General features: G+C 71.0%; 20 protein-coding genes. 13 read left to right on the top strand and 7 right to left on the bottom strand.

Annotation, left to right across the window (positions count from 1 at the left end; translation table 11 throughout):
- The first annotated feature begins 162 nt into the window (after positions 1-162).
- The 8 genes from CHC05_RS09000 to CHC05_RS08965 are packed head-to-tail and all read left to right on the top strand — an operon-like array spanning position 163 to position 8,431.
- Entirely contained in the window at positions 163-1,125 is a 963-nt protein-coding gene (locus CHC05_RS09000) for an ABC transporter substrate-binding protein (protein ID WP_089246707.1), read from the top strand.
- Positions 1,125-1,943, top strand: coding sequence for an ABC transporter permease (locus tag CHC05_RS08995; protein WP_089246705.1), 819 nt, complete (start codon positions 1,125-1,127; stop codon positions 1,941-1,943). The genes CHC05_RS09000 and CHC05_RS08995 overlap by 1 nt, the downstream gene beginning before the upstream one ends.
- Positions 1,940-2,713, top strand: a complete 774-nt coding sequence (locus CHC05_RS08990; RefSeq protein WP_089246703.1) for an ABC transporter permease — start codon at positions 1,940-1,942, stop codon at positions 2,711-2,713. The genes CHC05_RS08995 and CHC05_RS08990 overlap by 4 nt, the downstream gene beginning before the upstream one ends.
- A complete protein-coding gene (locus CHC05_RS08985) occupies positions 2,713-3,483 on the top strand; it encodes an ABC transporter ATP-binding protein (RefSeq protein ID WP_089247469.1) in 771 nt (256 codons plus the stop codon). The genes CHC05_RS08990 and CHC05_RS08985 overlap by 1 nt, the downstream gene beginning before the upstream one ends.
- Positions 3,480-4,937: a benzaldehyde dehydrogenase gene (locus tag CHC05_RS08980; protein ID WP_089246701.1), complete on the top strand. Its 1,458-nt coding sequence runs from the start codon at positions 3,480-3,482 to the stop codon at positions 4,935-4,937. Before CHC05_RS08985 ends, CHC05_RS08980 begins: the two co-directional genes overlap by 4 nt.
- Before the next feature lie 24 nt (positions 4,938-4,961).
- Positions 4,962-6,083, top strand: coding sequence for a 5-methyltetrahydropteroyltriglutamate--homocysteine S-methyltransferase (locus tag CHC05_RS08975; RefSeq protein ID WP_089246699.1), 1,122 nt, complete (start codon positions 4,962-4,964; stop codon positions 6,081-6,083).
- Entirely contained in the window at positions 6,084-7,259 is a 1,176-nt protein-coding gene (locus tag CHC05_RS08970) for a 4-hydroxybenzoate 3-monooxygenase (RefSeq protein WP_089246697.1), read from the top strand.
- The gene (locus tag CHC05_RS08965) at positions 7,256-8,431 is read left to right on the top strand and encodes an MFS transporter (protein WP_089246695.1); all 1,176 of its coding nucleotides are present in this window, start codon (positions 7,256-7,258) and stop codon (positions 8,429-8,431) included. The genes CHC05_RS08970 and CHC05_RS08965 overlap by 4 nt, the downstream gene beginning before the upstream one ends.
- Here the strand turns inward: CHC05_RS08965 and crcB are convergent.
- Together crcB and CHC05_RS08955 are read right to left on the bottom strand one after the other, a co-directional pair.
- On the bottom strand, positions 8,409-8,780 hold the full coding sequence (gene crcB / locus CHC05_RS08960) for a fluoride efflux transporter CrcB (protein ID WP_089246693.1): 372 nt from the start codon (positions 8,778-8,780) through the stop codon (positions 8,409-8,411). The genes CHC05_RS08965 and crcB overlap by 23 nt on opposite strands.
- Positions 8,777-9,244: a FluC/FEX family fluoride channel gene (locus tag CHC05_RS08955; RefSeq protein WP_089246691.1), complete on the bottom strand. Its 468-nt coding sequence runs from the start codon at positions 9,242-9,244 to the stop codon at positions 8,777-8,779. The genes crcB and CHC05_RS08955 overlap by 4 nt, the downstream gene beginning before the upstream one ends.
- Positions 9,245-9,323: 79 nt before the next feature.
- Here CHC05_RS08955 and CHC05_RS08950 point away from each other — a divergent pair, with 79 nt between their 5' ends.
- The gene (locus tag CHC05_RS08950) at positions 9,324-10,667 is read left to right on the top strand and encodes an FAD-binding oxidoreductase (RefSeq protein ID WP_089246689.1); all 1,344 of its coding nucleotides are present in this window, start codon (positions 9,324-9,326) and stop codon (positions 10,665-10,667) included.
- 115 nt (positions 10,668-10,782) lie between these two features.
- On the opposite strand, the gene CHC05_RS08945 is transcribed toward CHC05_RS08950, so the two are convergent.
- Both CHC05_RS08945 and CHC05_RS08940 read right to left on the bottom strand, forming a co-directional pair.
- On the bottom strand, positions 10,783-11,616 hold the full coding sequence (locus CHC05_RS08945; RefSeq protein WP_089246687.1) for an SRPBCC family protein: 834 nt from the start codon (positions 11,614-11,616) through the stop codon (positions 10,783-10,785).
- Positions 11,613-12,167, bottom strand: coding sequence for a helix-turn-helix domain-containing protein (locus CHC05_RS08940; RefSeq protein WP_089246685.1), 555 nt, complete (start codon positions 12,165-12,167; stop codon positions 11,613-11,615). The genes CHC05_RS08945 and CHC05_RS08940 overlap by 4 nt, the downstream gene beginning before the upstream one ends.
- A 180-nt stretch (positions 12,168-12,347) precedes the next feature.
- On the opposite strand from CHC05_RS08940, the gene CHC05_RS08935 reads away from it, so the two are divergent.
- Together CHC05_RS08935 and CHC05_RS08930 are read left to right on the top strand one after the other, a co-directional pair.
- Positions 12,348-12,884: a hypothetical protein gene (locus CHC05_RS08935; RefSeq protein ID WP_089246683.1), complete on the top strand. Its 537-nt coding sequence runs from the start codon at positions 12,348-12,350 to the stop codon at positions 12,882-12,884.
- 4 nt (positions 12,885-12,888) lie between these two features.
- Entirely contained in the window at positions 12,889-13,896 is a 1,008-nt protein-coding gene (locus CHC05_RS08930) for a hypothetical protein (RefSeq protein ID WP_089246681.1), read from the top strand.
- Positions 13,897-13,916: 20 nt separating this feature from the next.
- Here the strand turns inward: CHC05_RS08930 and CHC05_RS08925 are convergent, their stop codons facing one another.
- The 3 genes from CHC05_RS08925 to CHC05_RS42365 are packed head-to-tail and all read right to left on the bottom strand — an operon-like array spanning position 13,917 to position 14,799.
- A complete protein-coding gene (locus CHC05_RS08925; protein WP_089246679.1) occupies positions 13,917-14,393 on the bottom strand; it encodes a GNAT family N-acetyltransferase in 477 nt (158 codons plus the stop codon).
- Positions 14,394-14,422: 29 nt separating this feature from the next.
- Positions 14,423-14,659, bottom strand: a complete 237-nt coding sequence (locus CHC05_RS42370; RefSeq protein WP_245870725.1) for a dihydrofolate reductase family protein — start codon at positions 14,657-14,659, stop codon at positions 14,423-14,425.
- The gene (locus tag CHC05_RS42365; protein ID WP_245870724.1) at positions 14,647-14,799 is read right to left on the bottom strand and encodes a hypothetical protein; all 153 of its coding nucleotides are present in this window, start codon (positions 14,797-14,799) and stop codon (positions 14,647-14,649) included. The genes CHC05_RS42370 and CHC05_RS42365 overlap by 13 nt, the downstream gene beginning before the upstream one ends.
- Positions 14,800-14,882: 83 nt before the next feature.
- On the opposite strand from CHC05_RS42365, the gene CHC05_RS08915 reads away from it, so the two are divergent.
- A complete protein-coding gene (locus CHC05_RS08915) occupies positions 14,883-15,209 on the top strand; it encodes a YciI family protein (protein WP_089246677.1) in 327 nt (108 codons plus the stop codon).
- A gap of 2 nt (positions 15,210-15,211) precedes the next feature.
- Complete coding sequence (locus tag CHC05_RS08910) at positions 15,212-16,423, top strand: RNA polymerase sigma factor (RefSeq protein ID WP_089246675.1); 1,212 nt, start codon at positions 15,212-15,214, stop codon at positions 16,421-16,423.
- Positions 16,424-16,464 lie beyond the last annotated feature (41 nt).

Genomic DNA, 16,464 nt, shown 5'->3' with positions numbered 1-16,464 from the left:
AACATTCGTTCAGCAGCCAGCCTAGGAACCACACGCCATGAGCGTCAATAATGATGAACATTGACTTCCGGTACGACGCGGCTCTAGGTTTCCCGTTGTACATCTGTGCGCTATCCGAACAACATGCCCTCTCCGCTCACCCCTGACGTGGATGGAGTTCCGATGCGACGCCCCTTGCTCGCCCTCGTCACCGCCGTGGCGCTGCTCGCCACCGCCGCCTGCGGTGACTCGTCCGACGACACTCCGGCGGCCGGTGGCGCCGCCGCACCAGACAAGGTCAACGCCGGCGTCATCGCGATCCTCGATGTCGCGCCCATCTACCTCGGCAAGGAGAAGGGCTTCTTCAGCAAGCGCAACATCGACCTGACGCTGACCACCGCGCAGGGCGGCGCCGCGATCGTGCCCGCCGTCCTCTCCGGCGAATACCAGTTCGGCTTCAGCAACGCCGTCTCGCTGTTGCTGGGCAAGTCGAACAACGCGCCGCTGAAGGTGGTCTGCAACGGCAACAACTCGACCGGTGTCGACGACGACTTCGCCGGCCTCTACGTCAAGCCGGACAGCGGCATCGCGTCGCCGAAGGACCTGGTCGGCAAGACCGTCGCGGCCAACACGCTGAAGAACATCGTGGACACCAGCGTGCGTGCTTCGGTGAAGAAGGACGGCGGCGACCCGAGCCAGGTGAAGTTCACCGAGCTTCCGTTCCCTGAGCAGGTCGGCGCGTTGCAGGCCGGCCGGGTCGACGCGATCTTCGTCGTCGAGCCGTTCCAGCAGGCCGCGCTCGCCGCGGGCATGAAGAAGATCGCCTCCAGCTACGTCGACGCGGCGCCGAACCTGACCGTCGCGATGTACTTCACCTCGACCAAGCTGATCGGCGAGAACCCCGACCTGGTCAAGCGGTTCACCGAGGCGATGAAGGAGTCGCTGGCCTACGCCGACTCGCACGGCGACGAGGTGCGCGACATCATCGGCACGTACACCAAGATCGAAGAGCCGGTGCGGGCCAAGATGACCCTGCCCAAGTGGCCGTCGGAGATCAACACCGCGTCGATCGACGCCCTGGCCCAGGCGGCGGTCACCGACGGCCTGCTGACCCAGAAGCCGGACGTCGCGGGGCTGCTTCCCTGATGGTCGCTGTCGCGGCGCGTACGTCCCGGGTGACCGGCCGGCGGTTCCGGTCGGTCACCCTGGGCGCGCTGGGCCTGTTCGGGTTCGCGCTGGCGCTGGAGATCGCGCCGCGGGTCGGCGTCGTGCCGATCGACTTCGCGCCGCCGACCAGCCAGATCCTGGTCTCCCTCGGCGAGTTGGTGGGCGAGGCGTCGTTCTGGACGGCGTTGGTCGACACCCTGCGCACCTGGGCGCTCGGCCTTTGCATTGCGCTGGTGGCCGGCGTCGTCATCGGTGTGCTGCTCGGCTCGCTGCCGTTCGTGCGCGCGGCGACCGCGACGACCATCGAGTTCCTCCGGCCGATCCCGTCGGTCGCCCTGATCCCGCTGGTGATCGTGCTCTACGGCCCGACCGTCAAGTCGACCCTCGTGCTGGTCGTCTACGCCGCGTTCTGGCAGGTGCTGATCCAGGTCGTGCACGGCGTCGCCGACGTCGACCCGGTCGCCCGGGACACCGCGCTCGCGTTCCGGCTGAGCCCCTGGGCCCGGGTGCGCTACGTGGTCTGGCCGACCTCGTTGCCCTACGTCATCACGGGTTTCCGGCTGGCCGCCTCGGTCGCGCTGATCCTGACCATCACGGGTGAGCTGGTCATCGGCTCGCCCGGGATCGGCAAGGAGATCGACAACGCGCAGCAGAGCAACGCGGTGCGCACCGTGTACGCACTGATCGTGGTCACCGGGATCCTCGGCGTGCTGGCCAACCTGCTCACCCGGTTCGTCGAGCGGCGGGTGCTCTCCTGGCACCCGTCGACCCGCGGCGAGGAGGTGACGCCGGCATGAGGCTCGTCTCGCGTGTGCTCCTGCTGATCGGCCTGCCCGTCGTGCTGCTCGCCACGTGGTGGTTCGGCTCGGCCGGCAGCGAGGACTTCTACCGGCCGTCCCTCTCGTCCATCATGGACGCGTTCGTCCGCACCTGGACCTGGGACATGTTCGTGCAGCAGGTGTTCCCGTCGCTGTGGCGCCTGCTCGTCGGCTATGTGATCGCGGTGGCCCTCGGTGTCGCGCTCGGTGGGCTGATCGGCACCTACCGGTCGGTGCGGTCGCTGCTGGAGCCGGTGCTCGAGTTCCTGCGCGCGTTCCCGCCGCCGGTGCTCGTGCCGGCCGCCATCCTGCTGTCCGGCATCGGCGACCGCACCAAGATCCTGGTGATCGTCTTCGGCTGCGTCTGGCCGGTGCTGCTCAACACCATCGAGGGTGTCCGCGGCCGCGACGAGGTGCTCAGCGACACCTGCCGCAGCTACGGCATCACCGGGACGTTGCGCCTGCGCCATCTGGTGCTCCGCGCGGCCAGCCCACAGATCATGACCGGTGCCCGGCAGGCCCTCCCGCTGGCCATCATCCTGATGGTGATCAGCGAGATGATGGCCGCCAACGACGGCCTCGGCTTCACGGTCCTGCAGTTCCAGCGGGGTTTCCAGATCCCCGAGATGTGGAGCGGCGTGCTCCTGCTCGGCGTGATCGGCATCGTGCTCTCCCTGCTGTTCAGACTGGCCGAGCGGTCGCTGCTCGGCTGGTACCACGGCCAGCGAGCGGGACAACGGGAGTGGTGATGCTCGAGGTCAAGAACCTGCACAAGGTGTACGACGGCCACGGCCGGCGGGTGACCGCGGTCGGCGACCTGACGTTCTCCGTGCCGGAGGGGCAGTTCGCCTGCGTGGTCGGCCCGTCCGGGTGCGGCAAGACGACCCTGCTGCGGGTGCTCGCGGGTCTGCTGCCAGCCACCTCCGGTGAGGTGCTGGTGCAGCGCACGCCGGTCACCGCACCGCCGCCGGGGCTCGCGGTCGTGTTCCAGGAGTACGGGCGCAGCCTGTTCCCTTGGCTGCGGGTGCGCGAGAACGTCGAGCTTCCGCTCAAGGCGCAGGGCATGGCCCGTTCCGACCGTGGGGCGCTGGCGGCAGAGGCCCTGGCGGCGGTCGGACTGTCCGACGCGCACGGCGCCTATCCGTGGCAGCTCTCCGGCGGCATGCAGCAGCGGGTGGCGATCGCCCGGGCCATCGCGTACCAGCCGCGGGTGCTGCTGATGGACGAGCCGTTCGCGGCCGTCGACGCGCAGACCCGGGCGGACCTCGAAGACCTGGTCCGCTCGGTGTGGCAACGGTTCGGCGTCACGCTGCTGTTCGTCACGCACGACATTGACGAGGCGGTCTATCTCGGCCAGCGGGTGATCGTGCTGTCCGCGTCGCCGACGACGGTGGCGCAGGACCTGACCATCGACCTGCCCGCCGAGCGCGACCAGCTCACCACCCGGTCCGACGCGCGGTTCACCGAGCTGCGCGGTCAGGTCTACGCCCAAATCCAGAAGGTGAAGGCACCGGCATGACATTCTTCGACCCCTCGCTCTGGAACGGCAAGGTATTCACCGGCGACTGGATCTCTTCGGCCGGCGGTTCGGCGGAGATCCTGGAGAAGGCGACCGGCGGGTCGCTCGGCCGCACCGGTGTGGCTGACGCCGGTGACGTCGCCGCCTCTGCGGCTTCCGCCGCAGCCGCCCAGCGGGCCTGGGCGGCGACCTCGTTCGAGGAGCGCGCGGCGGTGCTGCGCCGGGCCGGCGCGCTGATCGAGGCCAACGCGGCCGAGTTGCGCGACTGGGTGGTCCGGGAGACCGGCGCCGTGCCGGGCCTGGGCGACTTCGCGGTCGGCGTCGCGACCCAGGAGTGCTACGAAGCGGCCGGGCTGGCCCACCGTCCGGTCGGCGAGATCCTGCAGAGCAACCAGCCGCGGCTGAGCCTGATCAAGCGCGTACCCGTCGGCGTGGTCGGCGTGATCTCGCCGTTCAACGTGCCGCTGATCCTGTCGATCCGCTCGGTGGCGCCGGCGCTCGCGCTCGGCAACGCCGTGGTGCTCAAGCCGGACCTGCGCACCCCGGTCAGCGGCGGGTTCGCCATCGCCCGGGTGTTCGCCGAGGCGGGCCTGCCGGAGGGCCTGCTGCACGTGCTGCCCGGCGGCGCCGAGGCCGGCTCCGCGCTGGTCGCCGAGCCCCTGGTGCGGGTGGTCTCGTTCACCGGGTCCAGCGCGACCGGCAGGCGGGTCGCCGAGCTCGCCGCGCGGCACCTCAAGCGGGTGCACCTGGAGTTGGGCGGCAACTCGGCGCTCGTCGTGCTCGACGACGCCGACCTGGAGCGGGCGGTCTCCGCCGGCGCTTGGGGATCGTTCCTGCACCAGGGCCAGATCTGCATGACCGCGGGACGGCATCTGGTGCACGAGCGGATCGCCGACGACTACGTGGCCAAGCTCGCCGAGCACGCCGACCACCTCCCCGTCGGCGACCCGTTCACCGGCCAGGTCGCGCTCGGGCCGCTGGTCGACGAGGGCCAGCGCGACAAGGTGCACGCGCTGGTCAACGCCACCGTCGACGCCGGCGCGCGGCTCGTCGCCGGCGGCAAGCACGAAGGGCTCTTCTACCGGCCGACGGTGCTCGACCAGGTGCGCACGGACATGCCGGCGTACGCGGAAGAGGTGTTCGGCCCGGTTGCCCCGGTGGTCCGGTTCAGCGGCCTCGACGAGGCGGCCGAGCTGGCCGCCGACTCGCCCTACGGCCTGTCGCTGAGCATCCTGACCGGCGACGCGATGCGCGGGCTGGCCCTCGCCGAGCGGATCCCGAGCGGGATCGTGCACATCAACGACCAGACCGTCAACGACGAGGCGGTGGCACCGTTCGGCGGTGTCCTCGACTCGGGCACCGGCGCGAGGTTCGGTGGCGCCGGCAACCTCGACGCGTTCACCGAGCAGCGCTGGATCACGCTGCGCGGCGAGATCCCGGCCTACCCGTTCTGATCCTGCTGATCGAGAGGTGCAGAAATGACCTTGCGCGACACGCCGCCGTTCCGGGCCGACCACGTCGGCAGCCTGCTGCGCCCGGAGCGGCTGCTCAAGGCGCGGGCCGACCGGGCGGCCGGCACGATCTCGGCCGAGGAGCTACGCGCCGTCGAGGACGACGCGGTCCGGGACGTGGTGCGGATGCAGCGCGACGTCGGGCTCTCGTCGGCGACCGACGGCGAGTTTCGCCGCACGTCGTGGCACATGGACTTCATCTACCAGCTCGGTGGCATCCACTCCACCGACGAGAAGATCCGGGTGCACTTCCACAACAAGGCCGGCGACCTCGACTTCACGTCGGCGGCGCTGGCGGTCGACGGCCCGGTCCGGCTGGAGAAGACCATCTTCGGCGAAGACTTCGCTTTCTTGAATTCCACGGTGGATCCCGGGGTGACGGCCAAGCTGACCATCCCGTCGCCGAGCATGGTGCACTACCGGGGCGGGAAGGCGTCGATCGACCCGGCGGTCTATCCCGACGAGGAGCAGTTCTGGGCCGACCTGTCGGCGGCCTACGCCGCGCAGGTGGCGGCCGTGGCTGCGCTCGGTTGCCGCTACCTCCAGCTCGACGACACCAGCCTGGCCTATCTGAACGACCCCGAGCAGCGCAAGCAGCTCACCGAGCGCGGTGACGACGCCGAGCACCAGCACCTGCGCTACATCAAGCAGATCAACGCGGCGATCCAGGACCGGCCGGCCGGGCTGGCGGTGACCACGCACATGTGCCGGGGCAACTTCCGGTCGTCGTGGGCGGCCGAGGGCGGCTACGACTTCGTGGCCGAGGCGCTGTTCTCGGAGCTCGCGGTCGACGGGTTCTTCCTGGAGTTCGACGACGAGCGCTCCGGCGGCTTCGCGCCCCTGCGGTTCGTACCGCCGGGAAAGATGGTCGTGCTCGGTCTGGTCACCACCAAGAACGGCGCACTGGAGTCCAAGGACGCGCTGAAGCGGCGCATCGACGAGGCCAGCAAATACGTGCCGCTGGAGCAGCTCTGCCTGTCGCCGCAGTGCGGGTTCTCGTCGACCGTCGAGGGCAACGTGCTCAGCTACGACGACGAGGTCGCCAAGCTTCGCCTGATCGTCGAGACCGCGCAAGAGGTGTGGGGCTGAATGTCGGAAGAGCGCACCCAGGTGGGCATCGTCGGGGCCGGTCCGGCCGGGCTCGTGCTCGCCCACCTGCTGCGGTCGCGCGGCATCGACTGTGTCGTGCTCGAACGCCAGTCCCGGTCCTATGTGGAGGCAAGGATTCGGGCCGGCGTGCTCGAGCACGGCACGGTCGACCTGCTCACCTCGCTCGGGCTGGCCGACCGGCTGCACCGCGAGCGGATGGTGCACCACGGCATCGAGCTGCTCTTCGAGCGGTCGGCGCACCGGATCCCGCTGACCGAGCTGGCCGGGCGGGAGATCACCATTTACGGGCAGCACGAGGTGGTCAAGGATCTGATCGCCGCGTGGGACGGGCCGTTGGAGTTCTCGGTGTCGTCGGTGTCGCTGTCCGGTCTCTCCTCGTCGGCGCCCATCGTGTCCTATGTGGATGCCGCTGGGACCGCGCGCTCGTTGCGTTGTGACGTGATCGCCGGGTGCGACGGGTTCCACGGCGTCTCGCGGGCCTCCGTGCCCGACGGGGTGTTGACGGTGCACCAGCGCGACTATCCGCACGCCTGGTTGGGGATCCTGGCGGAGGCGCCGCCCTCGTCGGAGGAGCTGATCTACGCGCACAGCGCGCGTGGGTTCGCTCTGCACAGCATGCGCTCGCCCACCGTGACGCGGATGTACCTCCAGGTGCGTCCCGACGAAGACCTGGCCTCGTGGCCTGACGAGCGGATCTGGAGCGAGCTGCGGGCGCGGCTCGACCGGGCCGACCCGTCATGGAAGCTCGCCGACGGGCCGATCCTGGAGCGGTCGGTCGCCGCGATGCGCAGCTTCGTCGTGTCGCCGATGCAATATGGTCAGCTGTTCCTGGCCGGGGACGCCGCGCACATCGTGCCCCCGACCGGTGCGAAGGGCCTCAACCTGGCCGTGGCCGACGTCAAGGTGCTCGCCGACGCGCTGACCTCCTGGTACGCGACCGGCGATCGGGCCGGGCTCGACGCGTACTCGGAGACCTGCCTGCGCCGGGTCTGGCGGGTCCAGCACTTCTCCTGGTGGATGACCTCGATGCTGCACCCGACCGGCGACGACCCGTTCGACCTGGCGCTCCAGCTGTCCCAACTGCGCTACGTGACCTCGTCGCGGGCGGCGGCCACGTCGCTGGCCGAGAACTACGTCGGTTTCCCGTTCCCGTGAGGGGCAGGCTCACCACCGCCGCCTGGCTGGCGGCGGTCCTGCTCGCCGCGGTCAACCTGCGCCCGGTCATCGCGTCCGTGCCACCGATCGTCGACGCGGTCCGCGGGTCGCTCGGGCTGTCCGCCTCGGCGGCCGGCGTCCTGACCGCGGTGCCGGTCGTCTGCATGGGGCTGTTCGCACCGGCTGCGGCCTGGGCGGCGGGCCGCTGGGGCACCGGCCGCACAATGGCGCTCGCGCTGGCGCTGCTCACCGTGGCGACGGCGGTCCGCCCGCTGGCCGGGACCGGGCTGCTCTACGGCGCGACCGTGCTGGTCGGGGTGGCGATCGCGGTCGGCGGTGCGTTGATGCCCGCGCTCGTCCGCGACCGGTTCCCGGACCGGGTCGGGCCGGTCACCGGGCTCTACACGACGGCGCTGATCTCCGGTGCGCTGATCGGCTCGGGCGGCACCGAGCCGCTGCGTGATTTTCTGGGCGGGTCCTGGCGCTCCGCGCTGGCGTTGTGGGCTTTGCCGGCCGGGCTCGCGTTGGCGGTCTGCTGGCTGGTGGTGCGGCCGGCCGTGGCACCGCGCGGGGTGGCCGTCGCGGTCGGCTCGGACTGGTCGCCGTGGCGCGACCGGGATGCCTGGATGGTCACGCTCTACATGGGCGGGCAATCGCTGTTGTACTACGCGCCGCTGGCCTGGCTGGCCGCCCGCTACACGGAGTTGGGCTGGTCGGCCGCCCGGGCGGGTGGGCTGCTCGCGCTGTTCAGTGCGACCCAGGTGGTGTCGGCGCTGGTCGCACCGGCACTGGCCCGCCGCGACCCGCGTCCGGCGATCGTGGTCGCGCTGCTGCTCGCCATCGGCTGCCTCGTGCTGATCGGGGTGTCGCCGCTGAGCGCACCGGCCCTCTGGGCGGCGCTGCTGGGCCTCGGGGTGGGTGCCAACTTCTCGCTCGCACTTACCGTGGTCGGGCAGGTCGCGCCGACGCCGGCGGACACGCCCCGGGCGTCCGGGATGGCGTTCTTCGTCGGCTACCTGCTGGCCTCGCTGGGCCCGGTCGCGGTTGGGTTCCTGCACGACCTGACCGGTGGCTTCCGGGTGCCGTACCTGGCGCTCGTCCCGATCGGGCTGTTGACCCTGGGCTTCGGGGTGGCTGCCGGCACGGTCGTCACGCGGCGTTCCATACGGTGAGGCCGATGGCGACACCGGCGCTCGCCGCGCCCAGGCCCGCCGCGATGCTCAGCGCCGCATAGCCGACCGCCCTGCGCGGTGCGCCCTGTTCCAGCAAGCGGACGGTCTCGTAGCCGAACGTCGAGTAGGTGGTCAGCGCGCCGCAGAAGCCGGTGCCGACCAGGGCGTACACGCCGGTGGTGGTGACCGTGCCGCCGGTGACCAGGCCGAGGACGAACGAGCCCACGATGTTGACGGTCAGCGTCCCGAACGGGAAGCGGTCGCTGTGCAGGCGTTGGATCGCGCGGTCGGTCAGGTAGCGGGCGGGTGCGCCCACCGCCGCGCCGATCGCCACGAACAACAGGGTCACGCGGTCACCAGCCAGGTGACCATCCGGGCGGCGGTCATCCCGAGCAGCACGGCCAGCAGGGCCGCCGCCAGCGTGGTGAGCAGGTAGAGCGTCGCCGTGCCGGGCGCGCCGGCCACGATCAGGTTCCTCAGGTCGACCGCGTACGTGGAGAAGGTCGTGTAGCCGCCCAGCACGCCGACGCCGAGGAACGGGCGGAGCAGGCGCTGCTCGGTGAAAAGCTCGGTGACGAGCACCATCAGCGCGCCGATCAGTAGGCAGCCGGTGACGTTGATCACGAAGGTGGCCCAGGGGAAACCCCCGGGTGGGGTCGGCCAGGCGTGGCCGATGCCGTAGCGGGCCAGCGCGCCGAGGACCCCGCCGGCCGACACCGAGACGACCACCGGCCAGTGTGTTTCCGTCCGCTGAGCGGGTATGCCGAGGTCGATGTCGGAGTCGACGGGCAGCAGGTGCGGCTCGCGTGCCATGACCTCATGATCCCAGGTGGGAATGTCGTACCCGGCGGCTAGAACGGACAGGACACGTATCCGCCAACGGAGGAGTGCCATGACTTCCACCCTGTCGGCACAGGTGACCGGCCCGGTGCTGGCCGCTTACGACGAGGGCTACGCCGACGAGGTCGCCGCGTGGAACACCGGCGCCACGCACACCCCCGACCTGGTGGTCGGCGCGACGTCGGCGGCCGACGTCGCCGCGGCCATCCGCTACGCCGGTGACCACGGGCTGCACGTGCACGTCCAGGGCACCGGCCACGGTGCCGAGGCGTCGATCACCTCGGGCCTGCTGATCACCACCCGGCGGCTCGACGGCCTGGTCGTCGACCCGTCAACCCGAACGGCGACGATCGGTGCCGGCCAGCGGTGGGGCGCAGTGGTCGAGGCGGCGGCCGGGCACGGGCTGCTGCCGATCGCCGGCGCGGCGTCCACCGTCGGCGTGATCGGCCTGTTGACCGGTGGCGGCCTCGGCCCGCTGGCCCGCAGCCACGGCTACGCGTCCGACTACGTTCTCGACTTCACCGTGGTGACCGGGTCCGGCGAGATCGTCACGGCCTCGGCGACCTCGCATGCCGACCTGTTCTGGGCGCTGCGGGGCGGCAAGTTCGGGCTGGGCGTCGTGACTTCGGTGCGCGTGCGGCTCGTCGAGCTCTCCCGGCTCTACGGCGGCTCGCTGATGTTCGACGCGGCCGACATCGAGCCGGCGCTGCGGGCGTGGGTCGACTACACGGCCACGGCCGACGACCAGGTGTCGACCAGCGTGGCGATCATCCGGATGCCACCGATCGAGCAGATCCCCGAGGCGTTGCGCGGGCGCACGCTGCTGTCGGTGCGGTTCGCCTATCCGGGCTCGGTCTCCGAGGGTGCGTCGCTGGCCGCGCCGTTGCGGTCGGCGGCGCCGGTCTATCTCGACGCGCTGGGTGAGTTGCCCGCGGGCCAGATCGCGCGGATCCACAACGACCCGACCGAGCCGGGCGCGAGCCAGGTCTACGGCATGCTGCTCGACCCGATCGACCAGTCCTTCGCGACGGCTTTCCTGGCTGCCTTCGGCCCGACGGCCGACGCGCCGTTCGTCTCGGCGGAGCTACGCCACCTCGGCGGCGCGGCGGCACGCGACGTCGAGGGCGGTTCGGCGGTCGCGGGGCGCGCGGGCGCGTTCGCGTGCTCCCTGGTCGGGGTGCGCCCGGACTTCTTCGCGAAGGTCCTGCCGGACGCGGCCTACGACTTCCGCGAGGCGGTCGGTCCATGGCTACGCGAAGACTGCAACGCCAACCTGATGGGCCTGCCGGTCACCGCGGAACGGCTGGCCACAATGTGGACGGAGGGAGCCAACGACCGGCTAGGCGAGATCCGCTGGCGCTACGACCCGGACTCGGTCCTGGCCAAGCCGGCCTGACGAGCCCTGGGTGGCCCGACCGCGAGATCGAACCACCCAGAGCACCGACCCTTCCGGGCGGCCCAGCCGTGCCCGGTGGGCTTGGCCGTGCCCGGCGGGCATGGCCTGGTCCGGGTCAGACCGGCAGGAAGACCTGTGGTTGGCCGGGGAGTTCGTGGAAGCGGCGTAGGCCGGCGGTGCCGGAGAGGATGCCTCCCCAGGCCGCGTAGGGCGGGTTGGCGGTGTCGAAGCCGCTCTGTACGAGGGTGAGGCGGGTCTTGCCCTCCGAACCGGCCAGCTCCCAGGTGCCGACGCCGGCGGGGCCGAAGTCGATGGAGAAGCGGGCGTCCGGCACGAGTTCGAGGATCTTCGCCGGGTTCGGGTTGGCGTCCAGACCGCCCATCGCGAACCGGCCTCCGACCCACGGCTCGATGCCGACGGGGTAGCCGAACCACTCGCTGGCCTGGGCGGAGTCGGTCAAGGACGTGAAGACCCGGTCGACCGGCGCGGCGACCTCGAACTCGGCGCGCAGGTCCTGTGCCGTGAAGTCGACCTTCGGTGTCAGGGCGCGGCCCTCCAGGTGGTCGACCAGGTTAGCCACCGACAGCGCCCAGAAGGTCTGTAGCACGCCGCGGATGCTGCTGCCGCTCATCATCTCGGCGAAGTCGAAGTGGCTCTGGTCGACCGTGACGACCGTGCTGTCGTCGCCCTCGGCCTCGACGGCGATCTCGGTGGTGGTGTCGACCCCGTCGAGGCGCCAGGTGAACGCCACCCCAGCGTCGTCGGACCGGGTCGGCCGCTGATGCGGCGCGTCTCCCTCGGGCGTGTAGCGGCCCCAGAACGCGTAGCGGTCGGGCAGGTCGACGTCGGCGTGCTCGGCGAGCCAGACGCGCAGCTCGGCGGCGTCGGTGAGCGCGTGCCGCACCTGCTTGATCGGGGCGTTGACGCGGGCCTTGGCGATCACGGTCATCGTTCTTCTCCCTTGGGATAGCAGGCCACGGCGAGCTTGAAGGCGTCTCCCTCGGCGCCGCCGTAGCGGGTGAACAGCTCCTGCAACGTCGACTGGAGGTCGTCGAGGAACTCCTGACGCCGCTCGGGTCGGATGTGGATCTCACCGGAGACGCCGATCGACGGCAGCTCCGGCGCGGTGCGGTCGAGGGCGCCGATGTCGGCCTGCACCTCTTCCATCAGGTCGAGCAGGTAGCCGAGGCTCAGCTCGTCCTGGGCTTTGCGCAGGCCGATCCGCCCGACCAGCCGCGGCGACAACCAGTAGGACCGGGCGCCGGCCTGGTAGATCCCCTCGCTGATGCCGCGCACCTTGCGCTCGGACACCTGCGTGACGAGGCCGGCATCCACCAGCCGCTTGACGTGGTAGTAGACGCGCTGCGGCGTCTGGCCGAGCTCCGTCGCGACCTCGGTGCACGACCGGGGTTCGGCGAGCTGCCGCAGCACCTCGATGCGGTGCGGCTTGAGCAGTGCCTCGGCCTGCTCGATCCGCTCCAGGTACAGGACGTCCTTCATCACGAAAACCAGTCTTTACGTAAAAACAGATTTTGTCAATCGGGTTCGATGGATCGACTTCGCGTCTGACCTGTGAGTTTTTTGCTGATTAGTCGGCTTGGTGATGAGAAGAGTTCTTATCGTGAATTCGCACCTTCCAACGTGACGCCCGTGCAGGGCGTGGTTCGTGAGGAGTAGCCCATGTACAGACGCGTCACCCTGGCAGCCATCGCTGCGGTCGCCGCCGTGGTGGGGTTCGGAGCCGCGCCCGCTGTGGCGGCGCCCGGCCCGACGGCCACGACCGGCATCACCTTCCAGATCACCGCCGGCGGCCTGACCATCACGGCGCCGGCCAGCGTCGACCTCGGCAACGGCGTCTCCGGCGGCACGGTCGCCGGCTCCATCGGGCCCGTCCAGGTCGTCGACCAGCGCGGTCTGCTGGTCGCGGCGTGGACCGCCACGGTCTCGTCGACCGCCTACACCACCGGTGGTGGCACGGCGGCCGAGACGATCCCGAACTCCGCGGCCACCTACACCCCCGGTCTGCCGACGGGGACCACCGGTGTGCCGGTCCCGGTCGCCGGCCTGCCCGGCACGCTCGCCTCGCCCCGCACCGCGTACACCGCGACCGCGGTCGGCTCGAACTCGGTGACCTGGAACCCGAACCTGTCGATCGCCATCCCGGCGGCGGCGGTGGTCGGTACCTACACGGGAACGGTGACCCATTCGGTCGCGTAACCGGATGACGCACCTGGTGATGGCGATCGCGGCCCTCGGGGCCGCGGTCGTCATTCCGTCGCCTCCGGCCGCCGCGGCGGCGGAGGACGGGCAGGTGGGCATCCGGTTGCTCGAAGCACCCGTGGCGCGGCGGGACGACCCGCGGGCGCACATGTACATCGTGGACCATCTCGCACCCGGCATGCGGATCAGCCGGCTCTTCGAGGTGATCAACAAGACCGACGAGCGGCGGGAGTTCGACATCTACGCCGGGTCGGCGAGCCTCGAGAACGACGAGTTCGTCTACGGCAAGGACCGCGAGACCAACGAGTTGAGCTCGTGGGTGACGCTGTCGAAGAACAAGGACACGCTGGACCCCGGCGAGACCGTCCAGGTCGAGGCGACGATCGTGGTGCCCAAGCAGGCGTCGCGCGGCGAGCGGTACGCGGTGATCTGGGCGGAGACCCGCGCGGCGCCGGACAAGAAGGGCAACATCGGCGCGATCCGGCGTGTCGGCATCCGGGTTTACCTGAGCGTCGGTCCCGGCGGTGAGCCGATCTCCAGCTTCGACATCGGCCAGGTCACCGTCTCCCGGGGCGACGACGGCGTGCCGCGGATCTCGACCCTCGTCCACAACACCGGCGAGCGCGCGCTGGACATCAACGGCACGCTCAACCTGAGCGACGGTCCGGGTAGCATGCGGGCGGGCCCGTACCAGCTGACCACGGTGACCACCCTCGCGCCCGGTGCCAGCGGCATCGTGGTGGCCGCCCTCGACGCCAAGCTGCCGGACGGCGCCTGGCGGCTCGACCTGGACCTGGCCAGCGGCACGGTCAAACGCCACCTCGACCTGGCGATCACGCTCCAGCCGCCCGGCCTGAGCATGGTCGCCACGGTGATGGAGAACTGGTGGGGTTGGTTCGGGGCCGGCGGTGCCGCGCTCGTGGTCATCGCCCTCGCAGCCCTGCTCCTCGTGCGGCGTCGCCGCCGTCAGCCGGCCGCCGCTGTCGCCTACCGGCCGCGACACCTCTGAGGCCGGATGCCCGGGGCCTGTCACAGGGCCCCGGGCAGGCTCCGTTCCATCAGGATCTCGGCAGGGTCCTCCGGGTTCGGCCCAGCGTCGCGGAAGCCGGTGCGCTCGTAGAGCCGGCGGGCTGCGGCATTGTCCGTCCGCACGGCCAGCTTCAGCGACGGCACGCCGGACTCCGTCGCCCAGCTCGCGAGCGCCTCGACGAGCGCGTCGCCCACCCCACGACCGCGCCCGGCCGGGCTCACCCAGACCGAGATGAGCTCGACGGTGGTCGGGTCGGTCGGCACCCCCGTGGCCATCCCGACGGGCTCGTCGCCGAGATAGGCGACCAGGTCCCGGGCGCCCGGCAGACGCAACCGGTCGCGCCAGCGCGGCTCGGGCGCGTCCTGCCAGTCGGCCAGCGTCGAGCCGAACGCGTAGGGCGCCTCGGCCAGCGCCGCGAGCCGCAGGTCGCGCCAGAGCTTCCAGTCGTCGTCGGACAACACCCGCAGATCCACCATGGCGAGCAGGATGCCGGACCCGCGGACCGCTAGTCGACCGAATACAGGTGGTGGGTGACGCCGGAGCGGAGGGCGTCGCACTTCTCCAGCGTCAGCTTCACCCGCGGGCCGTCGTCGGCGAAGAGGCGCTCCCCTGCGCCGAGAACGAGCGGGTGGACCAGCAGGCTCAGCCGGTCGACCAGGCCCGCCGCCAGCAGCGCGCGGGCCACGGAGATGCTGCCGACCACCGAGATCGGCCCGCCGGGGCCGGCCTTCAGCTCAGCCACCCGCGCGGCCAGGTCGTGTCGGCGGGCTCGGACCAGATGGCGGCCATCATCTCCGCGTCGACGTACGGCATGTGCCACTTCTCCGGCGACTCGACGACGCCGTCCAGCGAGATGAACTGACCCACGGTGATCGTGCGCATGATTGCTCCTAACGAAGAGTCTCGACATCCACTCCGCGATCGGCGGGACAGGATTTCGACACGGAGCCGCTAGATTTCTCGGAATGCGCTTCCTGATGACGCTCAACGCCCCGGTGCGCCCGCCCGACCAGGAGCTTTACGCCGAGATGGGCAAGTTCGTCGACGAGCTGGCCAGGGCCGGCGTGCTGATCGCCACCGGCGGCCTGGACCTGGCGGGCACCCACGTCACGTCCAGCGGCGGCAAGGTGACGATGGTCGACGGTCCCTATCCGGAGACCAAGGAGACGATCGTCAGCTTCGCGCTGGTCGAGGTGGCGTCGAAGGACGAGGCGCTCGCGCTGTCGCGGCGGTTCTTCGGGATCGTCGGTGACGGCGAGGGCGACCTGCGCCAGGTGTTCGGTCCGGAGTAGCCGTGGATCCAGTCGAGTCGGTCTGGAAGCTCGAGTCCGCCCGGATCGTCGCGGCGCTGACCCGGCTGGTCCGCGACGTCGGGCTGGCCGAGGACCTGGCCCAGGACGCGTTGCTCGCCGCGCTGGAGGAGTGGCCGGCCAAGGGTGTGCCGGCCAATCCGGGCGGCTGGCTGATGCTGACCGCCAAGCACCGGGCGATCGACCGTCTCCGCCGCGACGACCGGCTGCGCGCCAATCTGGCCGAGCTGGGCCGGGCCGCCGAGCACGAGCAGCAAAAGGGCCCGGAGGACGAGCTCGACGACGACATCGGCGACGACGTACTCCGGTTGATCTTCATCGCCTGTCATCCCGTGCTGTCCCGGGAGTCGAGCGTCGCGCTCACGCTGCGGATGATCGGCGGGCTGACCACCGCGGAGATCGCGCGCGCGTTCCTGGTGCCCGAGCCCACCATCGGGCAGCGGATCTCCCGTGCGAAGCGGACGCTCGGCGAGCGGAAGATCCCGTTCGAGGTGCCACCGCCAGACGAGCGTGCCGGCCGGCTGTCCGCCGTACTCGAAACGATCTATCTGATCTTCAACGAGGGGTACGCCGCGACGGCGGGTGACGACTGGATGCGCCCGGCGCTGGCGACCGAGGCGATCCGGCTCGGCCGGATGCTGGCCGCGTTGGCGCCCGGGGAGCCCGAGGTGCACGGCCTGGTCGCGCTGATGGAGCTGCACGCGTCGCGGATGGCGGCCCGGCTGGGTCCCGGTGGCGAGCCCGTGCCACTGCTGGAGCAGGACCGCGACCGGTGGGACCAGGAGCTGATCCGCAGCGGTTTCGCCGCCCTGCTGCGGGCCCAGCGCTCCGACGGCCCGTACGTGCTGCAGGCCGCGATCGCCGCCAGCCACGCGCGGGCCCGGACCGCGCAGGAGACCGACTGGGTCGGCGTCGCGGGTCTCTACGAGCTGCTGGTGCGCCGCACGCCGACCCCGGTGGTCGAGCTGAACCGGGCCGTGGCGGTGGCGATGGCGTTCGGGCCGGAGCGCGGGCTGGCCATCGTCGACGGGCTGGCCGGCGAGCTACGCGACTACCACCTGCTGCCGGCGGTGCGCGGTGACCTGCTGCGCCGGCTCGGCCGGGACGCGGAGGCCAGGGCCGAGTTCGCCCGGGCCGCCAGCCTCGCCCGCAACGCCAAGGAGCGCGACGTGCTCCTGGCGCGCGCCGCGATGTAGCCGGAGTTTCCCATCAGTCCATCCACATGTATCGACATGTT

Source organism: Asanoa hainanensis (assembly GCF_900188485.1).
Lineage (GTDB): Bacteria > Actinomycetota > Actinomycetes > Mycobacteriales > Micromonosporaceae > Asanoa > Asanoa hainanensis.
Note: the sequence above shows the minus strand (reverse complement) of the source record. Positions and strands in the feature narration are given on the sequence as shown.

Coding starts and splice junctions, on each gene's coding strand:
- CHC05_RS08955 (WP_089246691.1), bottom strand. CDS start 9,244: ATGGCACGCGAGCCGCACCTGCTGCCCGTCGACTCCGACATCGACCTC.
- CHC05_RS08995 (WP_089246705.1), top strand. CDS start 1,125: ATGGTCGCTGTCGCGGCGCGTACGTCCCGGGTGACCGGCCGGCGGTTC.
- CHC05_RS08975 (WP_089246699.1), top strand. CDS start 4,962: ATGACCTTGCGCGACACGCCGCCGTTCCGGGCCGACCACGTCGGCAGC.
- CHC05_RS08985 (WP_089247469.1), top strand. CDS start 2,713: ATGCTCGAGGTCAAGAACCTGCACAAGGTGTACGACGGCCACGGCCGG.
- CHC05_RS08945 (WP_089246687.1), bottom strand. CDS start 11,616: ATGACCGTGATCGCCAAGGCCCGCGTCAACGCCCCGATCAAGCAGGTG.
- CHC05_RS08940 (WP_089246685.1), bottom strand. CDS start 12,167: ATGAAGGACGTCCTGTACCTGGAGCGGATCGAGCAGGCCGAGGCACTG.
- CHC05_RS08970 (WP_089246697.1), top strand. CDS start 6,084: ATGTCGGAAGAGCGCACCCAGGTGGGCATCGTCGGGGCCGGTCCGGCC.
- CHC05_RS08925 (WP_089246679.1), bottom strand. CDS start 14,393: ATGGTGGATCTGCGGGTGTTGTCCGACGACGACTGGAAGCTCTGGCGC.
- CHC05_RS08915 (WP_089246677.1), top strand. CDS start 14,883: ATGCGCTTCCTGATGACGCTCAACGCCCCGGTGCGCCCGCCCGACCAG.
- CHC05_RS08950 (WP_089246689.1), top strand. CDS start 9,324: ATGACTTCCACCCTGTCGGCACAGGTGACCGGCCCGGTGCTGGCCGCT.
- CHC05_RS42365 (WP_245870724.1), bottom strand. CDS start 14,799: ATGCGCACGATCACCGTGGGTCAGTTCATCTCGCTGGACGGCGTCGTC.
- CHC05_RS08935 (WP_089246683.1), top strand. CDS start 12,348: ATGTACAGACGCGTCACCCTGGCAGCCATCGCTGCGGTCGCCGCCGTG.
- CHC05_RS08980 (WP_089246701.1), top strand. CDS start 3,480: ATGACATTCTTCGACCCCTCGCTCTGGAACGGCAAGGTATTCACCGGC.
- CHC05_RS08990 (WP_089246703.1), top strand. CDS start 1,940: ATGAGGCTCGTCTCGCGTGTGCTCCTGCTGATCGGCCTGCCCGTCGTG.
- CHC05_RS09000 (WP_089246707.1), top strand. CDS start 163: ATGCGACGCCCCTTGCTCGCCCTCGTCACCGCCGTGGCGCTGCTCGCC.
- CHC05_RS08930 (WP_089246681.1), top strand. CDS start 12,889: ATGACGCACCTGGTGATGGCGATCGCGGCCCTCGGGGCCGCGGTCGTC.